General features: G+C 58.6%; 14 protein-coding genes and 4 pseudogenes. 13 read left to right on the top strand and 5 right to left on the bottom strand.

The window, feature by feature from the left end:
- The first annotated feature begins 64 nt into the window (after positions 1-64).
- The 5 genes and pseudogenes from argE to AAHB66_RS23010 all read left to right on the top strand — a co-directional run bounded on the left by argE (position 65) and on the right by AAHB66_RS23010 (position 6,888).
- Entirely contained in the window at positions 65-1,216 is a 1,152-nt protein-coding gene (gene argE, locus AAHB66_RS22990) for an acetylornithine deacetylase (protein ID WP_333854727.1), read from the top strand.
- A 247-nt stretch (positions 1,217-1,463) separates the two neighbouring features.
- The gene (gene ppc / locus AAHB66_RS22995; RefSeq protein WP_347114699.1) at positions 1,464-4,115 is read left to right on the top strand and encodes a phosphoenolpyruvate carboxylase; all 2,652 of its coding nucleotides are present in this window, start codon (positions 1,464-1,466) and stop codon (positions 4,113-4,115) included.
- A gap of 96 nt (positions 4,116-4,211) precedes the next feature.
- Entirely contained in the window at positions 4,212-4,979 is a 768-nt protein-coding gene (locus tag AAHB66_RS23000; protein ID WP_347114700.1) for a helix-turn-helix domain-containing protein, read from the top strand.
- Between the two features lie 129 nt (positions 4,980-5,108).
- Positions 5,109-5,772 (top strand): annotated as a pseudogene (gene fsa / locus AAHB66_RS23005) (fructose-6-phosphate aldolase).
- Positions 5,773-5,784: 12 nt separating this feature from the next.
- Positions 5,785-6,888, top strand: a complete 1,104-nt coding sequence (locus AAHB66_RS23010; protein WP_347114701.1) for a glycerol dehydrogenase — start codon at positions 5,785-5,787, stop codon at positions 6,886-6,888.
- 109 nt (positions 6,889-6,997) lie between these two features.
- Here the strand turns inward: AAHB66_RS23010 and katG are convergent, their stop codons facing one another.
- The 4 genes and pseudogenes from katG to metB form a co-directional block, all read right to left on the bottom strand.
- On the bottom strand, positions 6,998-9,169 hold the full coding sequence (gene katG, locus AAHB66_RS23015) for a catalase/peroxidase HPI (protein ID WP_347114702.1): 2,172 nt from the start codon (positions 9,167-9,169) through the stop codon (positions 6,998-7,000).
- A gap of 144 nt (positions 9,170-9,313) precedes the next feature.
- On the bottom strand, positions 9,314-10,204 hold the full coding sequence (metF, locus tag AAHB66_RS23020) for a methylenetetrahydrofolate reductase (protein ID WP_347114703.1): 891 nt from the start codon (positions 10,202-10,204) through the stop codon (positions 9,314-9,316).
- Positions 10,205-10,466: 262 nt separating this feature from the next.
- Positions 10,467-12,899: a bifunctional aspartate kinase/homoserine dehydrogenase II gene (locus AAHB66_RS23025; RefSeq protein ID WP_347114704.1), complete on the bottom strand. Its 2,433-nt coding sequence runs from the start codon at positions 12,897-12,899 to the stop codon at positions 10,467-10,469.
- Between the two features lie 2 nt (positions 12,900-12,901).
- Positions 12,902-14,063: pseudogene (gene metB, locus AAHB66_RS23030) on the bottom strand (cystathionine gamma-synthase).
- A 278-nt stretch (positions 14,064-14,341) separates the two neighbouring features.
- On the opposite strand from metB, the gene metJ reads away from it, so the two are divergent.
- The gene (gene metJ / locus AAHB66_RS23035) at positions 14,342-14,659 is read left to right on the top strand and encodes a met regulon transcriptional regulator MetJ (RefSeq protein ID WP_007369220.1); all 318 of its coding nucleotides are present in this window, start codon (positions 14,342-14,344) and stop codon (positions 14,657-14,659) included.
- 51 nt (positions 14,660-14,710) lie between these two features.
- Here the strand turns inward: metJ and rpmE are convergent, their stop codons facing one another.
- Positions 14,711-14,926 (bottom strand): 50S ribosomal protein L31, encoded by a 216-nt coding sequence (gene rpmE / locus AAHB66_RS23040; RefSeq protein ID WP_039032122.1) that lies wholly within the window; start codon positions 14,924-14,926, stop codon positions 14,711-14,713.
- 202 nt (positions 14,927-15,128) lie between these two features.
- Between rpmE and priA the strand changes: the two genes are divergently transcribed.
- From priA to rraA, 7 genes and pseudogenes are all read left to right on the top strand, one after another.
- Positions 15,129-17,324, top strand: coding sequence for a primosomal protein N' (gene priA, locus AAHB66_RS23045; protein ID WP_347114705.1), 2,196 nt, complete (start codon positions 15,129-15,131; stop codon positions 17,322-17,324).
- 134 nt (positions 17,325-17,458) lie between these two features.
- The gene (cytR, locus tag AAHB66_RS23050) at positions 17,459-18,484 is read left to right on the top strand and encodes a DNA-binding transcriptional regulator CytR (RefSeq protein ID WP_337018992.1); all 1,026 of its coding nucleotides are present in this window, start codon (positions 17,459-17,461) and stop codon (positions 18,482-18,484) included.
- Positions 18,485-18,577: 93 nt separating this feature from the next.
- A pseudogene (ftsN, locus tag AAHB66_RS23055) lies at positions 18,578-19,571 on the top strand (cell division protein FtsN).
- 94 nt (positions 19,572-19,665) lie between these two features.
- On the top strand, positions 19,666-20,196 hold the full coding sequence (gene hslV / locus AAHB66_RS23060; RefSeq protein ID WP_032615282.1) for an ATP-dependent protease subunit HslV: 531 nt from the start codon (positions 19,666-19,668) through the stop codon (positions 20,194-20,196).
- Positions 20,197-20,205: 9 nt separating this feature from the next.
- The gene (gene hslU, locus AAHB66_RS23065) at positions 20,206-21,537 is read left to right on the top strand and encodes an HslU--HslV peptidase ATPase subunit (RefSeq protein WP_142487564.1); all 1,332 of its coding nucleotides are present in this window, start codon (positions 20,206-20,208) and stop codon (positions 21,535-21,537) included.
- A gap of 69 nt (positions 21,538-21,606) precedes the next feature.
- A pseudogene (gene menA, locus AAHB66_RS23070) lies at positions 21,607-22,528 on the top strand (1,4-dihydroxy-2-naphthoate polyprenyltransferase).
- A gap of 92 nt (positions 22,529-22,620) precedes the next feature.
- Positions 22,621-23,106, top strand: a complete 486-nt coding sequence (rraA, locus tag AAHB66_RS23075; RefSeq protein WP_347114706.1) for a ribonuclease E activity regulator RraA — start codon at positions 22,621-22,623, stop codon at positions 23,104-23,106.
- The last annotated feature ends 77 nt before the right edge of the window (positions 23,107-23,183 follow it).

The following is a 23,183-nucleotide window of genomic DNA, read 5'->3' on the forward strand; positions in this document are numbered from 1 at the left end:
ATGTATTTTTATTCACATTTATTGCATGAATATTGATACTATCACGACCTAAGGTGTGTCAACAATGAAAATGAATTTACCGCCATTTATCGAGATCTACCGCGCCCTGATTGCCACGCCGTCCATCAGCGCAACGGAAGAAGCGCTGGATCAGAGTAATGAGACTTTAATCAATCTGCTGGCGGGGTGGTTCAGCGATCTCGGGTTTAAGGTGGAGGTTCAGCCGGTCCCGGGAACCCGTAATAAATTTAACCTGCTCGCCAGTACCGGACAGGGTGCGGGCGGGCTGCTGCTGGCGGGACATACCGATACCGTGCCCTTTGACGATGGTCGCTGGACGCGCGATCCCTTCACCCTGACCGAGCACGACAACAAGCTCTACGGACTGGGCACTGCCGACATGAAAGGCTTCTTCGCTTTTATCCTCGACGCGCTGCGTGACGTCGATGTGAAAACGTTGAAAAAGCCGCTCTACATTCTGGCGACCGCCGACGAAGAGACCAGCATGGCGGGTGCACGCTACTTCTCTGAAAATACGTCGATTCGCCCGGATTGCGCCATCATCGGCGAGCCAACGTCTCTGCAGCCGATCCGCGCACATAAAGGCCATATCTCCACGGCGGTACGCGTGCTGGGCCAGTCCGGCCACTCCAGCGATCCGGCGCGCGGCGTGAACGCCATCGAGCTAATGCACGACGCCATTGGCCGCATCATGACCCTGCGTGATGACCTGAAAGAGCGTTATCACTACGACGCCTTCACCGTGCCGTATCCAACCCTGAATCTCGGCAGCCTGCACGGCGGCGATGCCTCCAACCGCATCTGCGCCTGCTGTGAGCTGCATATGGATATCCGCCCGCTGCCGGGCATGACGCTGAGCGATCTCGATGGCTTGCTGAATGAAGCCCTGGCGCCGGTGAGCGAGCGCTGGCCGGGTCGCCTGACTGTCTCTGAACTGCATCCGCCGATCCCGGGCTACGAGTGCCCGCCGGACCACCAGCTGGTCGAAGTGGTGGAAAAACTGCTCGGCGAGAAAACCGACGTGGTGAACTACTGCACCGAAGCGCCGTTTATTCAGACTCTGTGTCCGACGCTGGTCCTCGGCCCAGGCTCCATCAACCAGGCCCACCAGCCGGACGAGTACCTGGAAACCCGCTTTATCAAACCAACCCGTGAGTTAATTACTCAGGTTGTGCATCACTTCTGCTGGCATTAATGACTGCTCCCCTCTCTCACGAGAGGGGAAAAATCTCATGATCTTCGTCACACTCTCATAAGCATCTCTTATCTGACGCGAAGCCAATTAAATTTCGTAAATTGCCCGCATTTATTCGTATGCTGAACCGTTTTCGCAGCAATTGACGACGGGGGTTTTACGTGGCTTTATAAAGGGAGATGACAAAATAATGTCCGTTAGATGTCTGGCCGGGCATAAACAAAAATGATGGGGTGACTGGGTTTTTATGAACGAACAATATTCCGCGTTGCGTAGTAATGTCAGTATGCTCGGCAAGGTGCTGGGAGATACCATCAAGGATGCGTTGGGCGAGAACATTCTCGATCGCGTTGAAACAATCCGTAAGCTGTCTAAATCTTCCCGCGCCGGTAACGAAGCCAATCGTCAGGAGCTGCTCACTACGCTGCAGAACCTCTCCAACGATGAGCTGCTGCCCGTTGCCCGTGCCTTCAGCCAGTTCCTTAACCTGGCGAATACCGCCGAGCAGTACCACAGCATTTCGCCGAATGGCGAAGGGGCCAGCAACCCGGAAGTGATTGCCCGCACGCTCAGAAAACTCAAGGACCAACCCGACCTCAACGAAGCGACCATTAAAAAGGCCGTCGAGTCTCTGTCCCTGGAGCTGGTACTGACCGCCCACCCGACCGAGATCACCCGCCGCACCCTGATCCACAAGATGGGTGAAGTGAATAGCTGCCTCAAGCAGCTGGATAACAAAGAGATTGCCGACTACGAACGTAACCAGCTGATGCGCCGTCTGCGCCAGCTGATTGCCCAGTCCTGGCATACCGATGAGATTCGTAAGCACCGCCCAAGCCCGGTTGATGAAGCCAAGTGGGGCTTTGCGGTGGTGGAAAACAGCCTGTGGAAAGGGGTACCTGACTACCTGCGCGAGCTGAATGAGCAGCTGGAAGAGAACCTCGGCTATCGCCTGCCGGTGGATTTTGTACCCGTGCGTTTCACCTCCTGGATGGGCGGCGACCGCGACGGCAACCCGAACGTTACCGCCGAGATCACCCGTCACGTCCTGCTGCTGAGCCGCTGGAAAGCCACTGACCTGTTCCTGAAAGACATTCAGGTGCTGATTTCAGAGCTGTCGATGGTCGAAGCCACGCCAGAACTGCTTGAGCTGGTGGGTGAAGCCGGTGCAACCGAACCTTACCGCTTCCTGCTCAAAAACCTGCGCAGCCAGCTGCTGGCCACTCAGGCCTGGCTCGAAGCGCGTCTCAAGGGCCAGCGCCTGCCGAAACCGGCCGGTCTGCTGAGCCAGAACGAGCAGCTGTGGGAGCCGCTGTACGCCTGCTATCAGTCGCTGCAGGCCTGTGGGATGGGCATCATCGCCAACGGCGAGCTGCTCGATACCCTGCGCCGCGTGAAGTGCTTCGGCGTGCCGCTGGTGCGTATCGATGTGCGTCAGGAGAGCACCCGCCACACCGAGGCACTGGGCGAACTGACCCGCTATCTCGGCATTGGCGACTACGAAAGCTGGTCAGAAGCCGACAAACAGGCCTTCCTGATCCGCGAACTGAACTCCAAACGTCCTCTGCTGCCGCGGAGCTGGGCGCCAAGCGAAGAGACCCGCGAAGTGCTCGACACCTGCAAAGCGATCGTCGATGCGCCGAAAGGATCGGTGGCGGCCTATGTGATCTCCATGGCGAAAACCCCATCCGACGTGCTGGCGGTTCACCTGCTGCTGAAAGAAGCGGGTATTACCTTCGCCCTGCCGGTTGCGCCGCTGTTTGAAACCCTCGACGACCTGAATAACGCCAACGACGTGATGACCCAGCTGCTGAACATCGACTGGTATCGCGGCTTTATCCAGGGCAAACAGATGGTAATGATTGGCTATTCCGACTCCGCAAAAGATGCGGGCGTGATGGCCGCCTCCTGGGCGCAGTATCAGGCTCAGGATGCGCTGATCAAAACCTGTGAAAAAGCCGGTATTGAATTGACCCTGTTCCACGGTCGCGGCGGCTCGATTGGCCGTGGCGGCGCCCCTGCCCATGCGGCTCTGCTCTCCCAACCGCCGGGCAGCCTGAAAGGCGGCCTGCGTGTGACCGAACAGGGCGAGATGATCCGCTTCAAGTACGGTCTGCCGGAAGTGACCATCAGCAGCCTGTCGCTTTACACCAGCGCAATCCTCGAAGCGAACCTGCTGCCGCCGCCGGAGCCGAAAGACGCCTGGCGTCATATCATGGACGAGCTGTCGGATATCTCCTGCGATATGTATCGCGGCTATGTGCGCGAAAACAAAGACTTCGTGCCTTACTTCCGCTCGGCAACCCCGGAGCAGGAGCTGGGCAAACTGCCGCTGGGTTCACGTCCGGCAAAACGTCGCCCGACCGGCGGCGTGGAGTCCCTGCGTGCTATTCCGTGGATCTTCGCCTGGACGCAGAACCGCCTGATGCTTCCGGCCTGGCTGGGTGCCGGTGCCGCGCTGCAGAAAGTGGTGGAAGACGGCAAGCAGAGCGAACTGGAGACAATGTGTCGCGACTGGCCGTTCTTCTCCACCCGCCTCGGCATGCTGGAGATGGTGTTCTCAAAAGCCGACCTGTGGCTGGCGGAATACTACGATCAGCGTCTGGTGAAACCAGAGCTGTGGGCGCTGGGCAGCGAGCTGCGCGAGCTACTGGAAGACGACATCAAAGTGGTGCTGGCTATCGCCAACGACTCCCATCTGATGGCCGATCTGCCGTGGATTGCCGAGTCCATCCAGCTGCGTAATATCTACACCGACCCGCTGAACGTGCTGCAGGCAGAGCTGCTGTACCGCTCGCGTAAAGCGGAAGAAGAGGGTCTGGAGCCGGATCCACGCGTGGAACAAGCGCTGATGGTCACCATCGCGGGCGTTGCAGCGGGGATGCGTAACACCGGCTAATCACCTTTGCCGGGTGGCGCTAGCGCTTACCCGGCCTACAGGACCGTAGGCCCGGCAAGCACAGCGCCGCCGGGCAATACCTCCGGAACGCCCACCATGCAACACGATATCACCGCCATCCTCACTGACCTGATCAACGGCACGTCGCCCCTGCGTCAGGTGCGTTTTGCATCTCTGGTCGACCCGATCCCCCACGCTTCTCCTCGTCTGGTCATTGTGCCTGAGGGCCAAACTCATGACGCGGTGTTCTCTTCAGCCGGGCATCTTCCTCTGCAACCCGCAACCTGTCTCAGCATCAGCTTCGGCAAACAGCAGCTGACTCTCCAGCTACAGCGTGACGCCACCGTTTTGCACCAGCAGCAGGTTGCCAGACGCGGGCCAAGAACGGGTGCCTTTCTGCTGCAAACGCTCATCGAGTTGCAGATGCAGCCGGATGAACAGGAGACGGCCAGGCTGGTGGTCTTAAGCCTGCTTAGCCACTGTCGCGATCTGCTGGGCAGCGATATCCACACCGCCTCCCGCAGCCGGGCGCTGTTTGAAGCCATTCGGACGTATATTGAAGAACACCATGCCTCAGCCCTGACCCGCGAGTCGGTGGCGCAGGCGTTTTACATTTCACCGAACTACCTTTCGCATCTTTTTCAAAAGACCGGCAGCGTGGGGTTCAATGAATACCTGACCCGAACCCGTCTCGAGCATGCCCGGCAGTTGCTCAAAGGCTACGATCTGAAAATCAAGGATATCGCCACGCACTGCGGCTTTACCGACAGCAACTACTTCTGCCGACTGTTTCGCAAGCACACCGAGCGCTCGCCTTCAGAATACCGCCGCCAGTATCACAGCCAGCTCACCGCCAAAAACTAGCATTGTGATCCCCCCTCTCACTTCGCTAAGGACCTTACATTTGTCCAGTATTTGGCAAAATTGACCTCTATCTCCCCCCGTCCGGCCCGCCGTATCCTTAATTCAGACCTGAAGACTTAAGGAAAAATAATGGAACTGTATCTTGATACCGCCAACGTCGCGGACGTTGAACGCCTTGCCCGCATTTTTCCCATTGCCGGCGTGACCACCAACCCGAGCATTATTGCCGCCAGCGGGGAATCCGTCTGGGATGTCCTCCCGCGGCTGCAGAAGATCGTGGGCCCACAAGGCACCCTGTTTGCCCAGACTATGAGCCGTGACGCCGACGGAATGGTTGCCGAAGCCAGACGCCTGAGCGCCGCTTTCCCCGGGCTCGTGGTCAAGATTCCGGTTACCGCAGAAGGCCTGGTCACCATCAAAATCCTTAAAAAAAGAGGGCATCACCACCCTCGGCACCGCGGTTTACAGCGCCGCACAGGGTTTGCTGGCCGCGCTGGCCGGTGCGAAGTACATCGCGCCCTACGTCAACCGCGTGGATGCCCAGGGCGGAGACGGGATCCGCACGGTGCAGGAGCTGCAAAGCCTGCTGGAGCTGCACGCGCCGGAGAGCATGGTGCTGGCCGCCAGCTTCAAAACCTCGCGCCAGGCGCTGGACTGCCTGCTCGCCGGATGTGAAGCCATCACCCTGCCCACCGATGTCGCGCAGCAAATGCTCAATACCCCCGCGGTAGAGTCGGCCATCGACAAGTTCGAGCAGGACTGGAAAAACGCGTTTGGTAACCTCAGCCTCTAAGGGAGACACAGTATGGACCGTATTATTCAATCACCCGGTAAGTACATTCAGGGTGCCGATGTGCTCACCCGCCTCGGCGATTATCTCAAGCCGCTGGCGGCTCGCTGGCTGGTAGTAGGCGATAAATTTGTATTGGGTTTTGCTGAAGAGACGCTGCGTCAGAGCTTCAAACAGGCGGAACTCTGTGTCGAAATCGCGCCCTTTGGCGGGGAATGTTCACAGAATGAGATCGACCGTCTGCGTGAGCTGGCCAAAGGTGCCGATTGCCAGGCCATTCTCGGCATCGGCGGCGGTAAGACGCTGGATACCGCCAAAGCGCTGGCGCACTTTATGGACGTCCCGGTCGCTATCGCCCCGACCATTGCCTCTACCGATGCGCCCTGCAGCGCACTTTCCGTTATCTATACCGACAGCGGCGAGTTCGATCGCTATCTGATGCTGCCGCACAACCCAAACATGGTGATTGTGGATACCCAGGTGGTGGCACGGGCTCCGGCGCGTCTGCTGGCTGCCGGGATTGGCGACGCGCTGGCGACCTGGTTTGAAGCCCGGGCCTGCTCCCGCAGCGGCGCCACCACTATGGCGGGCGGCAAGTGCACGCAGGCCGCGCTGGCGCTGGCCGAGCTGTGCTACAACACGCTGGTGGAAGAGGGTGAAAAAGCGATGCTGGCTGCGGAGCAGCACGTGGTGACCCCGGCCCTTGAGCGGGTGATTGAAGCCAACACCTATCTCAGCGGCGTCGGGTTTGAAAGCGGTGGCCTGGCAGCGGCACATGCGATCCATAACGGCCTGACCGCCATCCCGGATGCCCATCATTACTACCACGGCGAGAAAGTGGCCTTTGGCACCCTGACCCAGCTGGTGCTGGAGAATGCCCCGGTGGAAGAGATCGAAACCGTGGCGGCACTGTGCCACAGCGTGGGGCTACCTATCACCCTGGCGCAGCTGGATATCACCACCGATATCCCCGCCAAAATGCGCTTAGTGGCGGCCGCGTCGTGCGCGAAAGATGAAACCATTCATAACATGCCGGGCGGTGCGACACCGGACCAGGTGTATGCCGCCCTGGTGGTTGCCGATCGGTACGGTCAGCGTTTTTTACAGGAATGGGAGTAGCCTTCATGCCCGGCGGCGCTGCGCTTGCACGGGCCTACAATCCGTAGGCCGGGTAAGGCGAAGCCGCCGCCGGGCAAAAAAATCCCCGCCGAAGCGGGGATTTTCTGGTTTACAGCAGATCAAACCGGTCGAGGTTCATCACTTTCACCCAGGCCGCGACAAAGTCCTTCACGAACTTCTCGTGGGCATCGCTGCTGGCGTAAACCTCCGCCAGGGCGCGCAGTACGGAGTTGGAACCAAACACCAGGTCCGCACGGCTCGCCAGGTATTTCACGTCCCCGCTCACGCGGTCGCGGCCTTCAAACAGCTCGCTGGACTCGTCGGTGGCTTTCCATTGGGTGCCCATATCCAGCAGATTGACGAAGAAGTCCGTGCTGAGTACGCCCACGCGGTCGGTAAAGACACCGCTCTTGCCGCCATCGAAGTTAGCGCCCAGCACGCGCAGCCCGCCCAGCAGCACCGTCATCTCTGGCGCGGTCAGCGTCAGCTGCTGCGCTTTATCGATCAGCAGCGATTCGGTGGTCGACACGTCGATCGCCGCCCGGTAGTTACGGAAGCCATCGGCAACCGGCTGCAGCAGCGTAAACATCCCGATATCGGTCTGATCCTGGCGCGCGTCAACCCGGCCCGGCGTGAACGGCACGGTGATGTTCACGCCAGCGGCTTTGGCCGCCTGCTCAACGCCCACCACACCGGCCAGCACGATAATATCCGCCAGCGACGCTTTATGCGCCGATTTATAGATGTCTTCCAGCACCGGCAGCACGCGTGCGGCCACGGCGTTAACATCCCAGGTGCGCTGCGGCGCGAGCGCCAGACGGGCACCGTTGGCCCCGCCACGCTTATCGCCGCCGCGGAAGGTAGATGCCGACGCCCATGCCACCGATACCAGCTCGCTGACCGACAGCCCGGAAGCGGCGATATCTGCTTTCAGGCTCTGAATATCTTCTGCGGTCGGGTGGAAGAACGGCTGCGGCAGCGGATCCTGCCAAATCAGCTCTTCTTTCGGCACTTCCGGCCCGATATAACGTGCAATTGGCCCCATGTCACGGTGGGTCAGTTTGAACCACGCCCGGGCGAAGGCTTCGTTAAAGGCCTGCGGATCGTTGAGGAAGCGACGGGAAATCTTGTCGAACTCCGGATCGAAACGCAGCGTCAGGTCGGTAACCAGCATGGTCGGTTTACGTTTTTTCGAGGGGTCAAACGGGTCGGGCATAATTTCCGGCGCATTCGACGCTTCGAACTGGATGGCACCTGCCGGACTACGGGTCTGCACCCAGTCGTATTTATACAGATTCTCGAAGAAGTAGTTGCTCCACTGGGTCGGCGTCTGGGACCAGATCACCTCCAGACCGGAGGTAATGGTATCGGCACCAAAACCGCTGCCGTGGGTGCTGGCCCAGCCCAGGCCCTGAGCTTCAAGCGGGCCGCCTTCCGGATCGATACCGACGTGAGTCGCTTCCCCGGCACCGTGGGTTTTACCCAGCGTATGACCGCCAGCGATCAGCGCGACGGTCTCTTCATCGTTCATTCCCATGTTGCCGAAGGTGGCACGGATCGCCGCCGCCGCAGACAGCGGTTCACCGCTGGCGTTTGGCCCTTCCGGGTTCACGTAGATCAGCCCCATCTCGGTGGCACCAATGGCGCTTTTCGCCAGACTTTCCGGATGGCGATGCTCAAGCCAGGCTTTCTCGTCACCCCAGTTAACGTCCAGATCCGGTTCCCAGACGTCTTCACGCCCGGCACCAAAGCCAAAGGTACGGAAACCGGAGTTCTCCAGCGCCACGTTACCGGCAAGAATAAACAGGTCGGCCCAGGAGATTTTCTGGCCATATTTCTGCTTGATCGGCCACAGCAGACGACGCGCCTTATCGAGGCTGACGTTATCCGGCCAGGAGTTGAGTGGAGAGAAACGCTGTTGACCCCGGCCCGCGCCGCCGCGTCCGTCTACGGAGCGGTAGGTCCCCGCACCGTGCCACGCCATACGGATGAACAGACCGGCATAGCTGCCCCAGTCTGCAGGCCACCACGGCTGAGAGTCGGTCAGCAGGGCTTTCAGATCGCCTTTCAGGGCAGAGTAATCTAATTTGCTGAATTCTTTGCGGTAGTTGAAGTCTTTGCCTAGCGGGTTGGAACGTTCGGAGTGTTGATTAAGAAGGTCGATACGAAGCTGTTTGGGCCACCAGTCCCGGCTGTTGGTGCCGGCACCTGCACTCTTGTCATAACTGCCCTGATGGAAAGGGCACTTACCTGAATTCTGGTTCTCGTCGGACGTACTCATCGCTCTGCTCCCTCTATGGTTTTATCGTTAGGATATACACCACCGGGAACAAGAGATAATTGAAACCATCCACAGATTTGATAGTTAATACCGTTGATATCTGCCTGAAATATAAAAGCCCTCACATTACTGAGGGCTTTGCCGTTACAGACCCGGGCGAACCCCCAGCGTATGGCAGATCGCGTAGCTCATTTCGGCGCGGTTGAGGGTATAAAAATGGAAATCTTTCACCCCTTCGCGGCTTAATATCTTCACCATGTCCATGGCGATACTGGCCCCCACCAGCTTGCGGGTTTCGGCGTCATCGTCCAGGCCTTCGTACATCTTCGCCATCCACTGTGGGATACGCACGTTGGTCATGTCGGCGAATTTCTTCGCCTGCCTGAAGTTAGAGACCGGCAGAATGCCCGGAATAATTTCGACGTCGATACCGGCGGAGACGCAGCGGTCGCGGAAGCGCAGATAGCTTTCGACATCAAAGAAGAACTGGGTGATGGCGCGGTTGGCACCGGCATCCACTTTGCGCTTCAGATTGAGCAGATCCGCCTGGGCGCTTTTCGCTTCCGGGTGCACTTCCGGGTAAGCCGCCACGGAGATGTCGAAGTCGCCAACCTCCTTCAGCAGTGCCACCAGATCGGTCGCGTACATGTCCGGCTTACCGCTGCCCGGCGGCAGGTCGCCACGCAGGGCCACGATATGGCGGATGCCGTTGTTCCAGTAATCCTGGGCGATGGTGCGCAGTTCGTCGCGGGTGGCATCGATGCAGGTCAGATGCGGCGCGGCTTCCAGACCGGTACGATCCTTAATGCCTTTGATAATGCTGTGCGTGCGGTCGCGCTCCCCGGAGTTGGCACCGTAGGTCACCGAAACAAATTTCGGCTTCAGGCTGCTCAGGCGATCGATAGAGGCCCACAGGGTCTGCTCCATTTCACTGGTGCGCGGCGGGAAAAATTCAAAAGAGACGTTAATCTGGCCGTTTACTTCAGCCAGGCTCTGATTCAGGGCTTCCCGCTGGTTGGCGTGAAAAAAGCTCATACCTTACCTCATCAATCGCGTGTCGTTGTTTTGTTGTGTTCGAACTTCTATACGTTTAGACGTCCAGATGTAAAAATGACGGAAAAGCGGACTGGCGTCAACTGAAAATATCATCATTGACGGTGAGGAATGCTCAGGGAAGATGAAAAAAGTTCATGAAAGGAGATCGAGCGGGTTGTTCACCCTCACCCCGGCCCTCTCCCTGAAGGGAGAGGGAGCACATCATCCCCTCTCCCACAGGGAGAGGGGGAAAACACAGGGATTACAGCAGCTGCGCCAGACGGTTGATATCTGACTGGATCGCTCCGGCGGTGACGTCGCGGCCCGCGCCCGGACCGCGGATCACCAGCGGGTTATCGCGGTACCAGCGGCTTTCGATGGCGAAGACGTTATCGCACGGCAGCAGCGCTGCCAGCGGATGTTCCGGGCGTACGGCTTCAACCCCGACGCGCGCTTTGCCATTGGCATCGAAACGCGCCACGTAGCGCAGAACCAGACCCATTTCACGGGCCGCCTCCAGGCGCTGCAGCATCTGCTCGTTCAGCGCATCGCCGTTCTCGAAGAAGTGATCGACAGACCCCTCTTCACAATCCGTCGGCACCAGGGACTCCACGCGCACCTGGTTCGGCTCGATGTCGTAGCCCGCTTCACGCGCCACAATCACCAGCTTACGCATTACGTCTTTACCGGAGAGGTCAACGCGTGGGTCGGGCTCGGTCAGCCCCTGCTGCCACGCCTGATCCACCAGGTCGGTGAAGGGTACGGTGCCATCAAACTGCAGGAACAGCCACGACAGGGTGCCAGAGAAGATACCGCTGATAGCCAGAATGCTGTCGCCGCTTTCGATCAGATCGCGCACGGTGTGGTTAACCGGCAAACCGGCACCCACGGTGGCGTTGTACAGCCAGTGACGGCCCGTTTTTTCAAAGGCATCGTGGATCTGGCGATAGTTGCGGGTGTTACTCGCGCCCGCCAGTTTGTTGGCGCTGATAACGTGGAAACCGTGGCTGGCGAAATCGAGATACTGATCGGCGAGCTGCTCGCTGGCGGTCACATCCAGCACCACCAGGTCATCGTACGGATGGGCGCGCATCCACAGGAACAGCGACTCTTCATCCTGCTCAATGGCTTCGTCGTTAAAGAAGGCCAGCGCGCGGCTGGCGTCCAGCCCTTCATAGCTGAGCAGGCTGCGGCGGCTGTCCACCACGCCCGCCAGCACAAATTCAAAACCGGTACGCGCCGAAAGCGTGGTCTGTTCGCGGGCAAACAGCTCCAGCCAGCGGGAGCCGATGTTACCTTTCCCGAACAGCACCAGGCCGATACGTTTTTCAGCGCGGAACAGCGACTGGTGCAGGCCCTGGATGAGGCTCTCGGTGGGCCCGGTACGCATGACCGCGACCAGGCTGATGCCCTCTTCCGACTGCCAGGTAAACTCTACCGGCTGGCCCTTCAGCTGCTGCCAGAAGCGGTGGCAGTGCAGCGGGTTACGGGTGACGCCCGCCCCCACCATCGCAATCAGCGCCAGGCCCTGACGCAGACGAAGCTCGCCCGGCAGACCCGCTTCGTCGAGGATTTTCAGCGCGCTGTCGGCCACTTCTGCGGTGTAGCAGAACTGCAGCAGGTGACGGTCAGTGTGTACCCCCACGGCCAGCGGGCGGATGTGGGCCCGCTTCAGGATCAGGTCGATCTCTTTATGCGCCTGTTTGAAATCATGTCCGGCCGGAACGAGGAATTCGATCAGGCAGATATCGTCATGGCTGGTGACGATACGCGCCCCCGTGCCGGAGGCCAGCACGCGCTCGATACGGGTCGAGCCCTGATCCGGCGTGTAGCTGCAGCGCAGCTGCAGGTCGATATCGCTGCCGGAGACCGGCTGAAGCGTGCGCGCGTGCAGCACCGGGGCTGCCAGACGGGCCAGCTCGCTGGCTTCGTCGAGGCGCAGCAGCGGCAGCAGGCAGGCATCTTTCACCTTGCGCGGGTCAGCGCTATAGACACCGGCCACGTCGCTCCAGATGGTGACGCGGGATACGCCCGCCAGGGCACCGATCTGCGTTGCAGAGTAGTCGGAACCGTTACGTCCCAGCAGCACGGTTTCACCCGCGTTGCTGCGGCTGATAAAGCCGGTCACGACAATACGTTTATTTGGATGCTGTACCAGCAGCTGCTGGAGCAGCGGATAGGAGAGGCCTTCATCCACCTGCGGCTGAGCGCCGCGCTCGGCACGCAGGAAATCGCGCGCGTCCAGCCAGGCGGCGTCCAGGCCCTGCTGTTGCAGGACGGCCGCCATCAGACGGGCAGACCACACTTCGCCGTGGCCCACCACTTCGGCATAGACTGTGTCGGTAACGCCGCTGTCGAGTAAACCGGCCAGCCGCTCCAGATCCTGGATAAAGGTGCTAATCAGGCCATCGGCCACGTCGGCAGGCAATAAACCGGCGATCAGTTCACTCTGGTAACGGCGTAACGCTTGTTGAACCTGATGCGCAGAGAGACGATCGGTCTGGCTTAACTTAAGCCAGCTAATCAACTGGTTGGTGGTGCTGCCCGCCGCAGAGACAACCATCATGTCCCCCGGCATCGAATACTCTGCCATGATCCCCGCGACCCGCAGGTAACATTTCACATCAGCAAGACTACTACCACCAAACTTGTGCAGCTGGCGACCCTTCGCCCCTGCCTGCGCTATCACACTCATGATTACCCCTTGGCTGCGACCCGGAAGCCATTTTCCAGATCGGCAATTAAATCTTCACAATCTTCAATACCGGTTGAGATACGCAGCAGCGTCTCAGAGATCCCGGCGGCGGCACGCGCTTCTGGCGCCATGCCTGCGTGCGTCATTGTTGCGGCGTGGGAGATTAAGCTTTCGACTCCCCCCTAACGATTCCGCCAGCGTAAACAGTGACAACCCGCTCAGGAAGCGACGCAGCGTCTGCTCATCGCCATCCAGCTCAAAACTTAACATCGCGCCAAAACCCTTTTGTTGACGCGCAGCAATCTCGTGTCCCTGATTTTCCGGCAGCGACGGGTGATAAAGCTTTTTCACCAGCGGCTGGGTCTTCAGGAAATCGACAATCGCCTGGGCGTTACGCTGCGCCACGTCCATACGCGGCGACAAGGTACGTAGCCCGCGCAGCAGCAGGTAGCTGTCAAACGCACTGCCGGTGACGCCGATATTATTCGCCCACCATGCCAGTTCGGTGACAAGCTCCGGATCTTTGGCAATCACCACCCCGGCCACGACGTCCGAGTGACCGTTCAGGTATTTGGTGCATGAATGCAATACCAGATCCGCACCCAGTGCCAGCGGGTTCTGCAAGGCCGGACTGAGGAAGGTATTATCCACTACACTTATCGCTCCCGCATCCCTCGAAAGCTGACAAATTTTCGCAATATCCACCACGCGCAGCAGCGGGTTGCTTGGACTCTCGATTAAAACCAGCTTCGGTTTCTCTGCCAGCGCCTGTTTCAGCGCCTGCTCATCGCCCTGATCGACGAACAGCACGCGATAGCAACCGCGCTTCGCCAGGCTGTCGAACAGACGGTAGCTGCCGCCGTAGCAGTCGTGCGGGGCCACCAGCAGATCGCCAGGTTTCAGGAACACGGTGGTCACCAGGTGGATAGCCGACATGCCGGTATTGGTCATCACCGCGCCTGCGCCGCCTTCCAGTTCCGCCAGCGCACGCTGGGTGACATCACGCGTCGGGTTGCCACGGCGCGAATAGTCATGGGCGCGTGGTTCATTAAATCCGGTGAAGTTGTAGGTACTGGAGAGATGAATCGGCGGGACAACGCAGCCGTACTGTTCGTCGTCATTCAATCCGCTACGCACTGCGATGGTGGCCTGTTTACGCGTCATGGTGAAGGCTTCCTGGCTTAATGGATGAAAAGTCAGGCACCAGATTAAACATTGATTATATGGACGTCAATACATCTGGACATCTAAACTTCTTTGCGTATAGATTGAGCAATCCGCAAATAGCCGTTAAAATTACATGCTTTAGCGCATAACCCAGAGGCAATATCCGTGTCACGGTGGCGTCTCTACGGTAAACTACGCAAGATTATGGCGCGAAACCCTGCGAACCGCTGCGGTGTCGGCCTCATATTAATGACAGAGAGGATTAAAGGTATCTCATGGCTGAATGGAGCGGCGAATATATCAGCCCATACGCTGAGCACGGTAAGAAGAGTGAACAAGTAAAAAAAATTACGGTTTCCATTCCTCTGAAGGTGTTAAAGATCCTCACCGATGAACGCACGCGTCGTCAGGTGAATAACCTGCGTCACGCTACCAACAGCGAACTGCTGTGCGAAGCGTTCCTGCACGCGTTTACCGGTCAACCGTTGCCGAACGATGAAGACCTGCGCAAAGAGCGTAGTGACGAAATTCCGGAAGAGGCGAAGGTGATCATGCGTGAGCTGGGTATCGACCCGGATACGTGGGAATACTGATTTGCAGATATAAAAAAAGCGCCTTTCGGCGCTTTTTTTTCGGGATGCATCTTACTTAGAAGAGCCCGGGATGCTGAAACGCTTGTTGAAGCGGTCAACACGGCCACCGGTTGCAACGTCACGCTGCTTACCAGTGTAGAACGGGTGGCACTGGCCGCACACGTCCAGGTTCAGATCGTGGCCCACGGTAGAGCGGATCTGGATAGAGTTACCGCAAGAGCAGTTTGCAGTAATCATTTCGTATTTAGGATGGATATCTTTTTTCATGGGGAGAACCTCAGTTAAGGCCGCGTCGCTCTTCCAGCCCTAACGCCAGACACCACGCGATGTTGAATGTAAGTTCTTTGATGCAAAGTGCACCAAAGGCGGCGAATCATACAGAATTTAACCAGGGTATGCAAACTGATCCGCACGCCGTCTTTCACTAATGTGTATACTAACGCGCCACTTTTCAAGTCAGGAAGATTCGATGCCCGTTGCTCACGTTGCCCTGCCCGTTCCGCTTCCCCGTACCTTTGATTACCTGCTGCCGGACAGCATGCAGGCCAAAGCGGGCTGTCGCGTGACGGTGCCGTTCGGCAAACAGCAGCGGGTGGGCATTGTGGTCTCCGTAAGCGAGCAAAGCGAGCTACCCCTCAGTGACCTGAAAAGCGTGGTGGAGGTGCTGGACGACGAGCCGGTGTTCTCGAATAGCGTCTGGCGCCTGCTGCTGTGGGCTGCCGACTATTATCACCATCCCATCGGCGACGTGCTGTTCCACGCCCTGCCCATTCTGCTGCGCCAGGGCAAAAGCGCCAGCCACGCGCCGATGTGGTACTGGTTTGCCACCGAGCAGGGCCAGGCTGTGGACATCAACAGCCTGAAACGCTCCCCGAAACAACAGCAGGCGCTGGCGGCGTTACGCCAGGGCAGGATCTGGCGTCATCAGGTCGAGAGCCTCGATTTTAACGACGCGGCGCTGCAGGGGTTACGTAAAAAGGGGCTGAGCGAGCTGGCCTGTGAAGCCCCCGCGCTGATCGACTGGCGCGACGGCTTTAGCGTGGCCGGCGACCGCCTGCGTCTCAATACCGAACAGGCCACCGCCGTCGGGGCGATCCACAGCGCCTCGGATCGCTTCTCGGCCTGGCTACTGGCGGGCGTCACCGGCTCCGGTAAGACCGAAGTCTATCTGAGCGTGCTGGAAAACGTGCTGGCGCAGGGCAAGCAGGCCCTGGTGATGGTGCCGGAAATCGGCCTGACCCCGCAGACCATCGCCCGTTTTCGCGAGCGGTTTAACGCTCCGGTCGAAGTGCTGCACTCCGGTTTAAACGACAGCGAACGTCTCAGCGCCTGGCTGAAAGCCAGAAATGGCGAAGCGGCGATTGTGATTGGCACCCGCTCGTCGCTGTTCACGCCGTTTAAGAATCTGGGCGTGATCGTCATCGACGAAGAGCACGACAGCTCCTATAAGCAGCAGGAGGGCTGGCGCTACCACGCCCGCGACCTGGCGGTATACCGCGCCCACAGCGAGCAGATCCCGATTATTCTTGGCTCCGCCACCCCCGCGCTGGAGACGCTGCACAACGTGCGTCAGCGTAAATACCATATGCTGCGCCTGACGCGCCGGGCGGGGAATGCGCGTCCGGCCGTGCAGCATGTTCTCGATCTGAAAGGCCAGCAGGTGCAGGCGGGATTAGCCCCGGCGTTAATTACCCGCATGCGTCAGCATCTGCAGGCCAACAACCAGGTGATCCTGTTTCTCAACCGTCGCGGCTTTGCCCCGGCGCTGCTGTGCCATGACTGCGGATGGATAGCCGAATGCCCGCGCTGCGATCACTACTACACCCTGCATCAGGCCCAGCATCACCTGCGCTGTCACCACTGCGACAGCCAGCGCCCGATCCCGCGCCAGTGTCCCTCCTGCGGCTCGACGCATATGGTGCCGGTCGGGCTGGGCACCGAACAGCTGGAACAGGCGTTAACCCCCTTCTTCCCGGGCGTGGCCATCTCGCGTATCGACCGCGACACCACCAGCCGCAAGGGGGCGCTTGAGCAGCAGCTGGCGGAAGTCCATCGCGGCGGCGCACGGATCCTGATTGGCACCCAGATGCTGGCAAAAGGGCATCACTTCCCTGACGTGACCCTGGTGGCGCTGCTGGACGTTGACGGTGCGCTCTTCTCGGCGGATTTCCGCTCCGCAGAGCGTTTTGCCCAGCTCTATACCCAAGTGGCAGGCCGCGCCGGACGCGCCGGCAAGCAGGGCGAAGTGGTGCTGCAAACCCACCATCCCGAGCATCCGCTGCTGCAAACCCTGCTGCATAAAGGCTACGACGCCTTTGCCGAGCAGGCGCTGGCCGAGCGCCAGACCCTGCAATTACCGCCCTGGACCAGCCATGTGATTATCCGCGCCGAGGATCACAACAACCAGCAGGCACCGCTGTTCCTCCAGCAGCTGCGCAACCTGCTGCAGGCCAGCCCGCTGGTGGATAACCAGCTGTGGATTTTAGGCCCGGTTCCGGCCCTTGCCCCCAAACGCGGCGGGCGCTATCGCTGGCAAATCCTGCTGCAACACCCGTCGCGGATCCGCCTGCAGCATATCGTCAGCGGCACCCTGGCGTTGATTAACACGCTGCCGGAAGCGCGCAAAGTGAAGTGGGTGCTGGACGTCGATCCCATCGAAAGCTAAAAAATGGTGGGAGGCGGATCGAAAAATTCAACATGCCTCACACTTTTTATGAAAATTCTGTAACCGCTTCCATTCGCAATCTGATAAAACTGACTCAGTCAGAAAAGCGGTGATACGCCGGCGAGGAGAAGAGGTTGAAGTCCAGGAAAGAGGTTGCCTCGGCGACCATGAAAGATGTTGCCCTGAAAGCAAAAGTCTCAACGGCAACGGTATCCCGAGCCTTAATGAATCCCGATAAAGTCTCTCAGACCACACGTAATCGTGTTGAGCAGGCTGCGCTGGAGGTCGGTTATCTGCCTCAGGCGATGGGACGTAACGTCAAACGTAACGAATCCCGCACCATCCTGGTCATTGTGCCCGACATCTGCGATCCCTTTTTCAGCGAAATCATCCGCGGCATCGAAGTGACCGCCGCGGCTCAGGGCTACCTGGTGCTGATTGGCGACTGCGCCCACCAGAATCAGCAGGAAAAAACCTTCATCGATCTGATTATTACCAAGCAGATCGACGGCATGCTGCTGCTCGGTTCACGCCTGCCCTTCGATGCCAGCATTGAAGAGCAGCGCAACCTGCCGCCGATGGTGATGGCCAACGAGTTCGCTCCTGAGCTGGAACTGCCTACCGTTCACATCGATAACCTCACCGCTGCCTTCAACGCCGTGAACTATCTGCAGGAGCTGGGCCATAAACGCATCGGCTGTATCGCCGGGCCGGAAGAGATGCCGCTGTGTCATTATCGCCTGCAGGGTTACGTTCAGGCGCTGCGCCGCACCGGGGCGACGGTGGATCCGCACTACATTGCCCGGGGCGATTTTACCTACGCCGCAGGCGGGCTGGCGCTGGAAAAACTGCTCTCGCTGCCACAGCCGCCGACCGCGGTGTTCTGCCACAGCGACGTGATGGCGCTGGGCGCGCTCTCGTATGCCAAGCGCCGCGGCCTGAACGTGCCGAAAGATCTCTCCATCATTGGCTTCGATAACATTTCCCTGTCTGAGTTTTGCGATCCGCCGCTCACGACCGTGGCGCAGCCCCGCTATGACATTGGCCGGGAAGCGATGCTGTTATTGCTGGATCAACTGAACGGCCAGACGGTCAGCAGCGGCTCCCGTTTACTGGACTGTGAATTGATTGTTCGCGGTTCAACCCAGGCGCTAACGTAAAGCCGCCGCCTTTCAGACTTCCTCATCTGGTCAAAGGCCCGTCGCTTAAGTAACATGACGGGCTGACAAACGAAAAAATACAGCGAAACGATAGTGGCACAACGAGATTATGTACGTCGCGGCCAGCCGGCACCTTCGCGACGCAAAAAGAGTAGCTCACGGAAACCGCAACGCAGCATGCCTGCGGTCTCGCCTGCCATGGTCGCGATTGCGGCGGCGGTACTGGTGGCATTCATCGGCGGCCTCTGGTTCATTACGCACCATAAAAAAGAAGAAGCAGAAGCGCTGCAGGGCAATAAAGTTGTCGGCAATGGCTTACCCCCCGAAACCGGAAGAGCGCTGGCGCTATATTAAAGAGCTTGAGAGCCGCCAGCCGGGCGTCCGTGCGCCGACAGAACCTTCTGCCGGTGGCGAGGTGGTGGATCCTACCCAGTTAACCAACGAACAGCGTCAGCTGCTGGCTCAGATGCAGGCCGATATGCGCCAGCAGCCTACCCAGCTCAACGAAGTGCCGTGGAATGAGCAGACGGCAGCGCAGCGCCAGCAAACGCTGCAGCGTCAACGCCAGGCGCAGCAACAGATTCAGCAGCAACAGCAACAACAGCAGTGGGCGCAGAGCCAGACGGTACAGCAGCCGAAAGCGCAGACGCGCGTAGCGGAACAGCCGTATCAGCAACCGCGTACGGCACAGACGCAACCGGTTCAGCAGCCTAAAGCGCAGCCGACTAAACAAAATCAGCCGTATCAGGATCTGCTGCAGACCCCGGCGCATACTACTGCCCAGGCACCAAAAACGCAGCAGGCCGCGCCGATCACCAAAGAGACCGAGGCGCCAAAGCAGACGGCTGAGAAGAAAGACGAGCGCCGCTGGATGGTGCAGTGCGGCTCCTTTAAAGGCGCAGAGCAGGCAGAAACCGTGCGTGCGCAGCTGGCTTTCGAAGGCTTTGATTCACGCATCACCACCAACAACGGCTGGAATCGCGTGGTGATTGGCCCGGTGAAAGGTAAAGACAATGCCGATGGCACCATCTCTCGTCTGAAGATGGCAGGTCACACAAACTGCATTCGACTCGCTTCCGGGGGTTGAAACCCCCAAAATCCCCCCCATCTATCATTCTATTCAGCCCTGAGCACAGGCTCAGGGCTTCTGTTTCCCGATTCTGTAACCAGGGGGTCTGCTCGTGACAACAATAGTAAGTGTACGCCGTAACGGCCAGGTGGTAATTGCCGGTGATGGCCAGGCCACGCTGGGTAATACCGTCATGAAAGGCAACGTGAAAAAAGTGCGTCGTCTGTATAACGACAAAGTGATCGCCGGTTTTGCAGGCGGTACCGCTGACGCCTTCACGCTGTTTGAACTGTTTGAACGCAAACTGGAAATGCATCAGGGCCATCTGGTGAAAGCCGCCGTTGAGCTGGCGAAAGACTGGCGTACCGACCGCATGCTGCGCAAGCTCGAAGCGCTGCTGGCGGTAGCCGATGAAAATGCCTCACTGATCATCACCGGTAACGGTGACGTGGTGCAGCCAGAAAACGACCTGATTGCTATCGGTTCCGGCGGCCCGTACGCCCAGGCCGCCGCCCGCGCGCTGTTGGAGAACTCCGACCTGGGCGCGCGCGATATCGCTGTGAAAGCGTTGGATATTGCAGGTGATATCTGCATCTATACCAACCACTTCCACACCATCGAAGAATTGCCGTCTAAGGCGTAAGGATTTCTCATGTCTGAAATGACCCCACGCGAAATTGTCAGCGAACTGAACAAACACATTATTGGCCAGGATAACGCCAAGCGTTCCGTGGCGATCGCCCTGCGTAACCGCTGGCGTCGTATGCAGCTGGATGAAGTGCTGCGCCATGAAGTGACGCCAAAAAACATTCTGATGATCGGCCCAACCGGTGTCGGTAAAACCGAGATCGCCCGTCGTCTGGCCAAACTGGCGAACGCGCCATTTATCAAAGTGGAAGCAACCAAGTTCACCGAAGTGGGCTATGTCGGGAAAGAAGTGGACTCAATCATCCGCGATCTGACCGATTCTGCGATCAAAATGGTGCGCGTCCAGTCTATCGAGAAAAACCGCTATCGCGCCGAAGAGATGGCGGAAGAGCGCGTGCTGGACGTGCTGATCCCACCGGCGAAAAACAACTGGGGCCAGGCAGAACAACCTGCTGAGCCGTCTGCTGCACGCCAGGCATTCCGCAAAAAACTGCGTGAAGGCCAGCTGGATGACAAAGAGATTGAGATCGATCTCGCCGCCGCGCCTATGGGCGTGGAGATCATGTCCCCTCCAGGCATGGAAGAGATGACCAGCCAGCTGCAGTCCATGTTCCAGAACCTGGGCGGGCAAAAGCAGAAGCCGCGTAAGCTGAAAATCAAAGACGCGATGAAGCTGCTGATCGAAGAAGAAGCGGCCAAACTGGTGAACCCGGAAGAGCTGAAGCAGGACGCAATCGACGCGGTTGAACAGCACGGCATCGTGTTTATCGATGAGATCGATAAAATCTGTAAGCGCGGTGAGTCCAACGGTCCGGATGTCTCCCGTGAGGGCGTACAGCGCGACCTGCTGCCGCTGGTTGAAGGCTGCACCGTCTCCACCAAGCACGGCATGGTGAAAACCGACCACATCCTGTTTATCGCCTCTGGCGCATTCCAGGTGGCTAAGCCGTCGGATCTGATCCCCGAGCTGCAGGGTCGTCTGCCGATTCGTGTTGAGCTGCAGGCGCTGACTACCGAAGACTTCGAGCGCATCCTGACCGAGCCGAACGCCTCTGTCACCGTGCAGTACAAAGCGCTGATGGCGACCGAAGGCGTGAACATTGAGTTCACCGAAGACGGTATCAAGCGTATCGCCCAGGCGGCATGGCAGGTTAACGAAACCACCGAAAACATCGGTGCGCGTCGTCTGCACACCGTACTGGAACGCCTGATGGAAGACATCTCTTATGATGCGAGCGACCTGAATGGTCAAAGCATTACCATCGATGCCGATTATGTGAGTAAGCATCTTGATGCTTTAGTAGCAGATGAAGATCTGAGCCGTTTTATCTTATAATCGCGGTCATTGCATTTTCATCACTGATGATGGGGCTGAAAAGCCCCATTTTTATTGGCTAAACATCCTATGACTAAAATCAGCCGTACGCGTGCCTGGCTGGAAAGCCTGCGTCCTAAAACCCTTCCTCTCGCCTTCGCCGCCATTGTGGTGGGCACGGCTCTTGCCTGGTGGCAAGGACATTTCGACCCCCCTGGTGGCTGCGCTGGCGCTGATCACCGCCGGGCTCCTGCAAATCCTCTCTAATCTGGCGAACGACTATGGCGATGCCGTGAAGGGCAGCGATAAGCCAGACCGTATCGGGCCACTGCGCGGGATGCAGAAAGGGGTGATCACCCAGGCGCAGATGAAGCGGGCGCTGATTATCACCGTCGTGCTGATTTGTCTTTCCGGGATTGCGCTGGTGCTGGTGGCCTGTAAAACCCCGGCGGATGCGGTTGGCTTCCTCGTGCTCGGTCTGCTGGCGATTGTTGCGGCGATCACCTATACCGTCGGCACCCGACCTTACGGATACATCGGGCTGGGTGATATTTCGGTGCTGGTGTTCTTCGGCTGGCTGAGCGTGATGGGCAGCTGGTATCTGCAGGCGCATACCCTGATCCCTGCCCTGTTCCTGCCGGCCACCGCCTGCGGCATGCTGGCGACGGCGGTGCTCAATATTAACAATCTGCGCGATATCGACAGCGATCGGCTGAACGGGAAAAATACCCTGGCGGTGCGTCTGGGGCCGGTGAATGCGCGCCGCTACCATGCCTGCCTGCTGATGGGCGCCCTGCTCTGCCTGGCGCTGTTTAACCTGCTTTCCCTGCACAGTATCTGGGGCTGGCTGTTTGTGCTCGCCACGCCGCTGCTGGTCAAACAGGCGCGTTACGTCATCTGTGAGCAGAACGCCTCGGCGATGCCGCCAATGCTGGAACGCACGGTAAAAGGTGCGCTGCTCACTAACCTGTTGTTCGTGGTCGGAATTGTGCTTAGCCAGACGCTAAGTTAGCTGACAAATATCAATTAACAATTGATGATTTTGCCAACAATGCAATTCGCGCGATATACTGAAATCACTCGCAGCAACTGAACCTTAAGCCTATGAAATACGATACCTCTGAGCTTTGTGACATCTACCAGGAAGATGTTAACGTCGTAGAACCGCTGTTTTCCAACTTTGGGGGGCGGTCGTCGTTTGGCGGACAGATCATCACGGTGAAATGTTTTGAGGACAACGGGTTGCTGTACGATCTGTTCGAACAGAACGGCCGTGGTCGCATTCTGCTGATCGACGGCGGCGGCTCCGTGCGTCGCGCACTAATCGATGCAGAACTTGCCCGTCTCGCCACGCAAAACGAGTGGGAAGGCATTGTGGTGTATGGCGCGGTGCGTCAGGTGGATGACCTCGAAGAGCTGGACATCGGCATTCAGGCGATTGCCGCTATTCCGGTAGGAGCCGCAGGTGATGGCATTGGCGAAAGCGACGTGCGCGTCAATTTCGGCGGGGTGACGTTCTTCTCCGGCGACCATCTGTATGCCGATAATACCGGCATTATCCTGTCGGAAGATCCGCTGGATATCGAGTAATAAAAAAGCCGGGTGGCGGCTTCGCCTTACCCGGCCTACAAATTCCCTTCCATGCCGCTACGACGTGAAAGATGACG

It is taken from the genome of Leclercia sp. S52 (assembly GCF_039727615.1).
Lineage (GTDB): Bacteria > Pseudomonadota > Gammaproteobacteria > Enterobacterales > Enterobacteriaceae > Enterobacter > Enterobacter adecarboxylatus_B.

What these genes read in the sequence shown, in the direction of transcription:
- argE (WP_333854727.1), top strand. Translation starts at nt 65, where the DNA reads ATGAAAATGAATTTACCGCCATTTATCGAGATCTACCGCGCCCTGATT.
- ppc (WP_347114699.1), top strand. Translation starts at nt 1,464, where the DNA reads ATGAACGAACAATATTCCGCGTTGCGTAGTAATGTCAGTATGCTCGGC.
- AAHB66_RS23000 (WP_347114700.1), top strand. Translation starts at nt 4,212, where the DNA reads ATGCAACACGATATCACCGCCATCCTCACTGACCTGATCAACGGCACG.
- AAHB66_RS23010 (WP_347114701.1), top strand. Translation starts at nt 5,785, where the DNA reads ATGGACCGTATTATTCAATCACCCGGTAAGTACATTCAGGGTGCCGAT.
- katG (WP_347114702.1), bottom strand. Translation starts at nt 9,169, where the DNA reads ATGAGTACGTCCGACGAGAACCAGAATTCAGGTAAGTGCCCTTTCCAT.
- metF (WP_347114703.1), bottom strand. Translation starts at nt 10,204, where the DNA reads ATGAGCTTTTTTCACGCCAACCAGCGGGAAGCCCTGAATCAGAGCCTG.
- AAHB66_RS23025 (WP_347114704.1), bottom strand. Translation starts at nt 12,899, where the DNA reads ATGAGTGTGATAGCGCAGGCAGGGGCGAAGGGTCGCCAGCTGCACAAG.
- metJ (WP_007369220.1), top strand. Translation starts at nt 14,342, where the DNA reads ATGGCTGAATGGAGCGGCGAATATATCAGCCCATACGCTGAGCACGGT.
- rpmE (WP_039032122.1), bottom strand. Translation starts at nt 14,926, where the DNA reads ATGAAAAAAGATATCCATCCTAAATACGAAATGATTACTGCAAACTGC.
- priA (WP_347114705.1), top strand. Translation starts at nt 15,129, where the DNA reads ATGCCCGTTGCTCACGTTGCCCTGCCCGTTCCGCTTCCCCGTACCTTT.
- hslU (WP_142487564.1), top strand. Translation starts at nt 20,206, where the DNA reads ATGTCTGAAATGACCCCACGCGAAATTGTCAGCGAACTGAACAAACAC.
- rraA (WP_347114706.1), top strand. Translation starts at nt 22,621, where the DNA reads ATGAAATACGATACCTCTGAGCTTTGTGACATCTACCAGGAAGATGTT.